Source organism: Marilutibacter penaei, from assembly GCF_014145395.1.
Lineage (GTDB): Bacteria > Pseudomonadota > Gammaproteobacteria > Xanthomonadales > Xanthomonadaceae > Marilutibacter > Marilutibacter penaei.
Genome location: NZ_JACHTE010000012.1, coordinates 1 through 6,572 on the forward strand (window position 1 = coordinate 1; position 6,572 = coordinate 6,572).

The 6,572-nt window shown below is 63.1% G+C and carries 5 protein-coding genes and 1 pseudogene; 1 reads left to right on the forward strand and 5 read right to left on the reverse strand.

What is annotated here, in order from left to right; all coding sequences use genetic code 11:
* Positions 1–343: 343 nt before the first annotated feature.
* Positions 344–457 (forward strand): annotated as a pseudogene (locus H4F99_RS14725) (type IV toxin-antitoxin system AbiEi family antitoxin domain-containing protein); the annotation flags it as partial.
* Positions 458–484: 27 nt separating this feature from the next.
* On the opposite strand, the gene H4F99_RS14285 reads toward H4F99_RS14725, so the two are convergent.
* The 5 genes from H4F99_RS14285 to H4F99_RS14305 form a co-directional block, all read right to left on the reverse strand.
* Positions 485–1,294 (reverse strand): YbaY family lipoprotein, encoded by an 810-nt coding sequence (locus H4F99_RS14285; protein WP_150862792.1) that lies wholly within the window; start codon positions 1,292–1,294, stop codon positions 485–487.
* 170 nt (positions 1,295–1,464) lie between these two features.
* Positions 1,465–3,342: an amidohydrolase family protein gene (locus H4F99_RS14290; protein WP_182670641.1), complete on the reverse strand. Its 1,878-nt coding sequence runs from the start codon at positions 3,340–3,342 to the stop codon at positions 1,465–1,467.
* 55 nt (positions 3,343–3,397) lie between these two features.
* Positions 3,398–5,527: an amidohydrolase family protein gene (locus H4F99_RS14295; protein WP_182670642.1), complete on the reverse strand. Its 2,130-nt coding sequence runs from the start codon at positions 5,525–5,527 to the stop codon at positions 3,398–3,400.
* A gap of 158 nt (positions 5,528–5,685) precedes the next feature.
* On the reverse strand, positions 5,686–6,111 hold the full coding sequence (locus tag H4F99_RS14300; RefSeq protein WP_182670643.1) for a type II toxin-antitoxin system VapC family toxin: 426 nt from the start codon (positions 6,109–6,111) through the stop codon (positions 5,686–5,688).
* A complete protein-coding gene (locus H4F99_RS14305; protein ID WP_224784641.1) occupies positions 6,108–6,353 on the reverse strand; it encodes a FitA-like ribbon-helix-helix domain-containing protein in 246 nt (81 codons plus the stop codon). Before H4F99_RS14305 ends, H4F99_RS14300 begins: the two co-directional genes overlap by 4 nt.
* Between the last annotated feature and the right edge of the window lie 219 nt (positions 6,354–6,572).

Below are 6,572 nucleotides of genomic sequence, written 5' to 3' on the forward strand. Positions count from 1 at the left end.
CCGCCTCCACCAATATTTTTTATCTAACGCATTGTTTTAACGAGAATATTTTGAGTTCGATTTCCAGTCCGGCACAGATCGGTCTGGACGGCACGGGATTTACTGCGCTTCCCCCGTCCGGATCGAGGAAAATCCCATCCCCGTGCTCACCTGGCCCTAACTTTCCCTACCAACCCAATGTGGGGGTATTTCTCGGGGTACTTTTGGGCCTCCGATCGAAATACCCCATCCGACACCGCAGGGCGGCTGACGATTGCCCGCGGGCCAAAGGACAGCGGCGGGTCGCGTTGCTTTATGTCGGTAGTTGCTGACTACTACCGGCCTTTCGCAACACCATGGCGGCATGGCTCGTTCGCATCGGAAGATCCTGGATCTCGCCGCAGAACACCGCCTTATTCGATCGCGCGATCTGACTGAGCGCGGGCTGCCCGCTGTTGCCCTGACGCGGCTGGTGCGGCAAGGACGGCTGCAGCTCGAGCCGCCATCAGAAGTAGACTGCCTCGAACCCGAGCACATCCTCGTCGTCGCGCAACAGGCGCAGGGTGTCTCCCCGGATGGCGTAGCGATTCGCCTCTCGCAGCGCCGCCAGAAAACGGGATTCGATCTCCATACCTTCCAGGCAGGCGCGCTGCGTGACCGCAAGGTCGCTGAATCGCAGCATGCCATCGGCCAGTTCGATGCGGCCCGAGTAGCCGTTGCAGCCACCAAATCCCGTGACGGCGTTGTCACGCTCCAGTAGCTTCAAGTGCGGCTCGCGGTTGGCGCCCACGTGCCGATACATCTCACCGCCGACCGAAACCAGCTTCCAGTAGGTGTTGGTCAGAGAGGCGTCGGGCTTCGTCTCCGGCCCGCCGACCCGTTTCAACAGCAGGTCGACGGTGTTGCCGGCTCCGCGCGTGATCACCGGATACATCGTATCGGTGGTGAACAACAATCGGTCCTCTTGCCGAATGACGGCGCGCACGGCGTAACTCATGCGCTGGTCGATCTCTGCGGGGTCATATTTCAGCACGAAGGGGATAGGGGGCGCGGACGGGTCATCGATAAGCTGCCGCGCGATCGTGCGGGCGGGCGCGTCGGCGCGCGAGACGTCGAGCAGGGACACCTCGGCCACGGCGCCCGGGCGGAGCAGCAGCCGCTCACGATAGGAAAGGGTACCTGTCACCTGCTGCATGCCAGCCTCGCTGCGTTTACTGGCGGTAGCGCCCACGCTGGGAGCCTGCGTGCAGGCCGCGACGAGAATTAGGCCGGCCGCCAGCAACGCTGTCCCGATTGTCTTGAAAACTGGCCGCATCGCCGAATCAGTGCAAATGAGCCATAGAAATCAGCCTCGCGAGCTGCCCCATGGCCGCGTCAACCAACTCGCTATCCGGCACGCTCGCATAGCCTTCCATGGCTACGCCCGCAGCCTCGTTTGTCGATTCCGGTCGCCGTGTACCACGTCAAGTCTGCGCGCGCGAACGATCAGTGGTCGTGCTTGTGGCGCAGGAGCGATGCCAGCCTCCCGGCCACCGCGCGGTCGAGGTCCGCAGCGTCGCGCGGCGCCTCTTTCAACGGCGCCTCACCTTGCACCGCCGACGTCGTCCGCGGCAGCTTGCCGCCGACCGGCTGCACACGGCCCTCGAGCATGGTGCCCCACACGTCGATGTCCTTCAGCTTCTCGGGCGCGACCTCGTAGGGGCTCTGTTCGAGAACCGTCAGGTTCGCGTCCTTGCCGACCTCGATCGAGCCGACCCGCTGTTCCATCTGGATCGAGTAGGCAGCGTCGATCGTCACAGCCTTGAGGGCGACGTCAAGCGACACCTTGTGCTGCGGGCCGGCGACCGGCCCTTCGGCGGTGAAGCGGTTGACTGCCGCCCACACGAGCTGCATCGGCTTGGCGGGCGCCATCGGCATGTCGGAATGGAAGGACAGCGAGCCGCCGTTCTTTACGACGTCGCCATTGGGCACCATGTTGGCCGACCGCTCCGGCCCGATGCCGAGCTTGGCGTAGCGCCCTGCGAGGGCGGTCACGTAGTAGGGGTTCGAACTCACGATGCCGCCGAGCTCGATCCACTTCGCCACCTGTTCGGGCTGGGCGAAGCCGAAGTGCACGAGCACGGTCCGATGGTCGGTGCGCGGCTTGCGCGCCATCGCCTTCTCGAACGAGGCGAGCAGCACGTCCAGGCCGGCGTCGCCGTTGTTGTGGATATGGATCTGGTAGCCCGCGTCCCAGTAGGTCTGGAACATGAAGTCGAAGGCCGGCGGGTCGACGATCCAGGCGCCGTGGTGGCCGTCGGTGTAGCCGTCCTTCATCTGCATCAGCTGGCTATAGATCGCGCCGTCGGTGAAGAGCTTTACCTGGTTAGGGATATACCAGGTGCGCCCTTTGCCCCAGCTCTCGACCTTGCGGGTCTCGGCGAGCAGGCTCACCGCATCGTTGGGCTTCATCGCGAAGAAGCTCTTGCCGTCGCCGATGAAACAGTGGTTGAACGGCGTGGCGTCGTCCGAGTACACGGCGTTGACCGCATCCTGCATCGGCTTGCTCACGAACCCGCCCGGCTCGCAGGCGAGCGTAATGCCGTTGCGGTGGTAGTAGGTCTCGGTGAACTCGAGGCCCTTGCGGAACTGCTCGGCGGAGGCGATGTAGGGGGCGACTTTGGGCAGGATCGCGAGCATCCCCTGCTCGAAGAAGTGGCCCTTGGGGAGGCTTAGTTGCGCCTGCGCCGACTCGGGCAGGCCCTTTACCAAAGCCTCGTCGATGCGGGTGAGCTCAAGCGCCGCGTCGTTGAGGAAGATCTCGTGTGCCGAGCGGTGCCAGACGATCACGGGGAAGTTGGGCGCGAGCTCGTTGAGCATGTCGCGCGACATCTCGCCGTGGAAATAGTGGTGGTAGCCCCAGGTCACGAACGGCGCCTGCTTGTCCTCGTGGGCGGCGAGCGCCTGTTTCAGGCGCTCCTGGTAGCCCTTCTCGTCGCGCACCGCGGGCGAGAAGCCGTCGATCGCGTCCCAGTCCTCGATCGAGATGACCTTGGTGTTCATGGTCAGCGCCGCAAGCACCGGGTGCACGTGTTGCTCGACGAAGCCGGCTATCACGACCTTGTCGTTGAACGTCTTGTCGAGCCGCGCATCCTCGCCGGCCGCGGCACCAACCTCGGCGCGCGTGCCGACCGCGACGAACCTGCCATCGCGCACCGCGATCGCCTCGGCACGCGGCCTGGCAGGATCCATCGTGATGAACTCGCGCGCGGTGTAGATCACCGTCGGGCTGGGTGGCTCGGCGAAATGGCTACCGATATCCTGCAAGGTAGTGGTCTGCGCCGAAGCGCCCCCCATCACAGTTGCAGCGACCCCGAGCAGCACGGGGAACGCGTGACGAATGCCGAAATTCATTTGCCTCTCCTCGGGGCGAAAGCCCTCATTCCGCGGCCTGGAAAACCGCGACGACCTTCCCGTCGCTCAAGAGGGTCAGTTCATCGCCGTGGACATGAAACGCGTCAACGGCCTTGAGCGTCCTCGCGAAGCTGCCTTCGAGTTCCATGAGATCCGGTGGACCGGCCATCCGTGTGCTGGCAAGATCGCCCATGGTCACGCTGTCGCGCACCAGGGCGTAAGACCCGGTCAGCCGGTTGACGCCACCAAAGATGGCGAGCCTGCCGCTTTCGAACAGCATCGTGGGCGGTTTCGCCACGTCGATCTGCGCGCCATTGAGCGCCGTCAGCGTCCAGGTACGGCCACCGGCGGTGTTCACACCGGCCATGTCGCAGACGTGGGTTGTCCACGAATAGGTCTTATCCGGGTCGGTCACGGTGACATTGAGCGGCGGCAGCTCGCCGGCGGACGCCGGGTAGATGGTGCGGCCCTCCTTGATCGTCTCCACGACCCGGATGTCCCTGATCGCCATCGGCTCCACCTGGAGCGGATCCCTGTCGAGGATCACGAGATCGGCGAGCTTGCCGACTTCGAGGGTGCCTTTGCTATCCTGTTCACCGTATTGCTCGGCCGCCCATTCGGTCATGGATTTCAAACCCTCATAGGCCGTTACCCGCTGGCTTGGGCCGATTTCCGCGCCAGCGCGCGACACCCGGTTTACCGCCGACCAGAGCATCATCATCTGGTCGAGGGGCGCGACGACGAAGTCCGTGTGGTTGGTCGGGCGCAGGCCGGCGTCGATCGCATCGCGCATCGGGCTGATGTAGCTGCCCTGTTCCTTGCCCCGATTCGCGATGTGCGTTTCGGCGAAGTAGAAGGTGTGCAGGGTGTAGAAAGACGGGCGGACCTTGTATTCGACGAACTTCGGGATCTGGTCCTTGCGCATGAACTGGGTGTGGATGGTGGTGACGTTCCACGGCCGGTCGTGGTTGCCGTCGCGGGCATACCCGTAGGCGTCGAGGAACATATCGATTGCGGCATCGCCATTGGTGTGAACGATGACCGGCACATTGAGGTCGTAGACCTTTTTCATCGCCTTGTTGACGAGGTCCTGCGGGAAGGTGGGCTCCCCGGTCCAGTCCTTCTCGCCGGCCGGCCCGCCCTGCAAGTAGGGCGTGGTGAAGAATGCCGTACGGCCCTGCGGCGAGCCGTCCAGAGTGATCTTCACGCCGCCGATCTTGAAGCGCTTGTCGTACCTGCCCCAGTCACTGACCGGAAACTCGGCGAGCACCTTGTCGAGATCGGTGATGAACGGGTAGGCGACTACGTCGATGATGTTCGCGCCTGCATCGGTGGCGCGCTTGATCGTCTGTAGCTGACCGAGATGTGTGGCTCCCTCATGGGCGGTCGTCATTCCAGCTTCGGCATAGAGCATCTGGCCCGCTCGGGTCCATTCAATCTCCTGCTGCGCGGTCAGCGGCTCGGATTGCTCGAAGACCGGCAGGAAGGCCGTCTCCATGATCAGGCCCCAGGGCTCCTCGGTGCCCGGCTTGCGCACGATCACGCCACCCGGCGGTGTCTCGGTTTCAGCGGAGATCCCGTACTTCTTCAGGGCAAGGCTGTTCATCACCGCGCCGTGCATCGAAACGTGGTCCACCCGCACCGGGTTGTCGGGAAACGCGGCGTCCAGGTCGTCGCGGTTTAGAAGCCGACCGTCCGGCATGACGGAATCGTCATACCCGTAACCGATGATCAGTTCGCCCTTCGGAATCTTCCGTTCGGCGGCATAGCGCTTCAGCTCGGCGATGATGCTCGATACGTCCTTCCCCGGTCCGGACGGCGGCGGATAGAGCTTGGCCTGGTTGGCGACCAGCAGCGAGTTTATGTAATGGCCGTGGCCATCGATGAAGCCGGGAAGCAAGGCCTTTCCCTCGAGGTCGACGACCCTCGTCGCCTCTCCTCGCATCGCCAGTGCCTGGTCCTTCGCCCCGGCGAAGGCGATCCTACCGTCCTTGACCGCGAGAGCCTCCACATAGGCCGGCTCGTCACCGACCATCGTCAGGATGCGTCCTCCGTGGTAAAGGACATCCGCCGCTTGCTGTGCGTTTACCACGACGGGCGCGGCACCCGCGAGCACGAGCATCGACAGCGCCAGCCGTCGCATCAACCTTTTCATCCTCTTTCCCCCTTGGACCACCAGCCCCCCCATACCGCCCTATGCGGGAGCGAGGCTCTGGCTCATTGATTGAAAGCCGCTTGACAACCTCCGAGCGCGAAAAATCGCGATACGCACCGATCGGCCAGGTCGCAGCAACCACACGGTCGATTCCTGCATCAAGGCGTGAACTCAAACGGATTGATGACTTCGATGCCGCAGTGCTCGAAGTCGAGGACATTCCGGGTCGCTATCGCCAGATGGTCGCGACGAGCGATGGCGGCAATCTGGCCATCAGGCACGCTCATCGGGAGCCCGAGTTCCCTGCGATCACCCATCAGCTCGCCATAGAGGCGCGCCGCGGGTTCGTCGTAGCTGAGCACCCGCTGATCAAGAGCCAGGGCAACAAATCGTTCGAATCGCTCGCGCAGGCCGGATCGGCGTTTGCCATCCGGCAGGATACGAAGTCCGTAGGCGATCTCACCGATGGTAACGGCTGAGAGGTAAAGTTTCTCGGAGGGCTGACCGTTCAGCCAGGCCAGGACGGCTTCCGCCGGCCGGCTCTTCATCAGCTCTGAAACGATATTGGTGTCCAGCAGGATCATTCGGCCAGGTCCAGGGGCTCGTGCGCTGTCCTTTCAGGGAGCTGCAGATCGACACCGTGCTTCAGGCCAAAGATCCGAAGCGCGAGATCGCCGAGGTTTTCTGGAGCGCAGACGGCCTCCTTCAGGATCCGACGCGCCTCCTCCTCCATCGACACCCCATGCCGTGCGGCGCGGATCCGCAACCGCGACAGCGTCTCGTCGTCGAGTTTTCGGACACTCAAGCTCGCCATGATCGACTCCATAGATTTCCACAACACCAACGGCACAGATGCTAGCATATGCAGGCATTGCTTGCATATGGCAACAACAACGGCGTTTTCAGGTATCGCGAGTGTCGGAGGAGCGCTAAGATCGAGACGAATTAGGCGTTAGGACCAGTCGATGCGTTCTGGGGGTATTTATGGGGGCATTTCTGGCGTTTAGCACCGCAACCAATTGATTAATAAGGCGATGTGATTGTC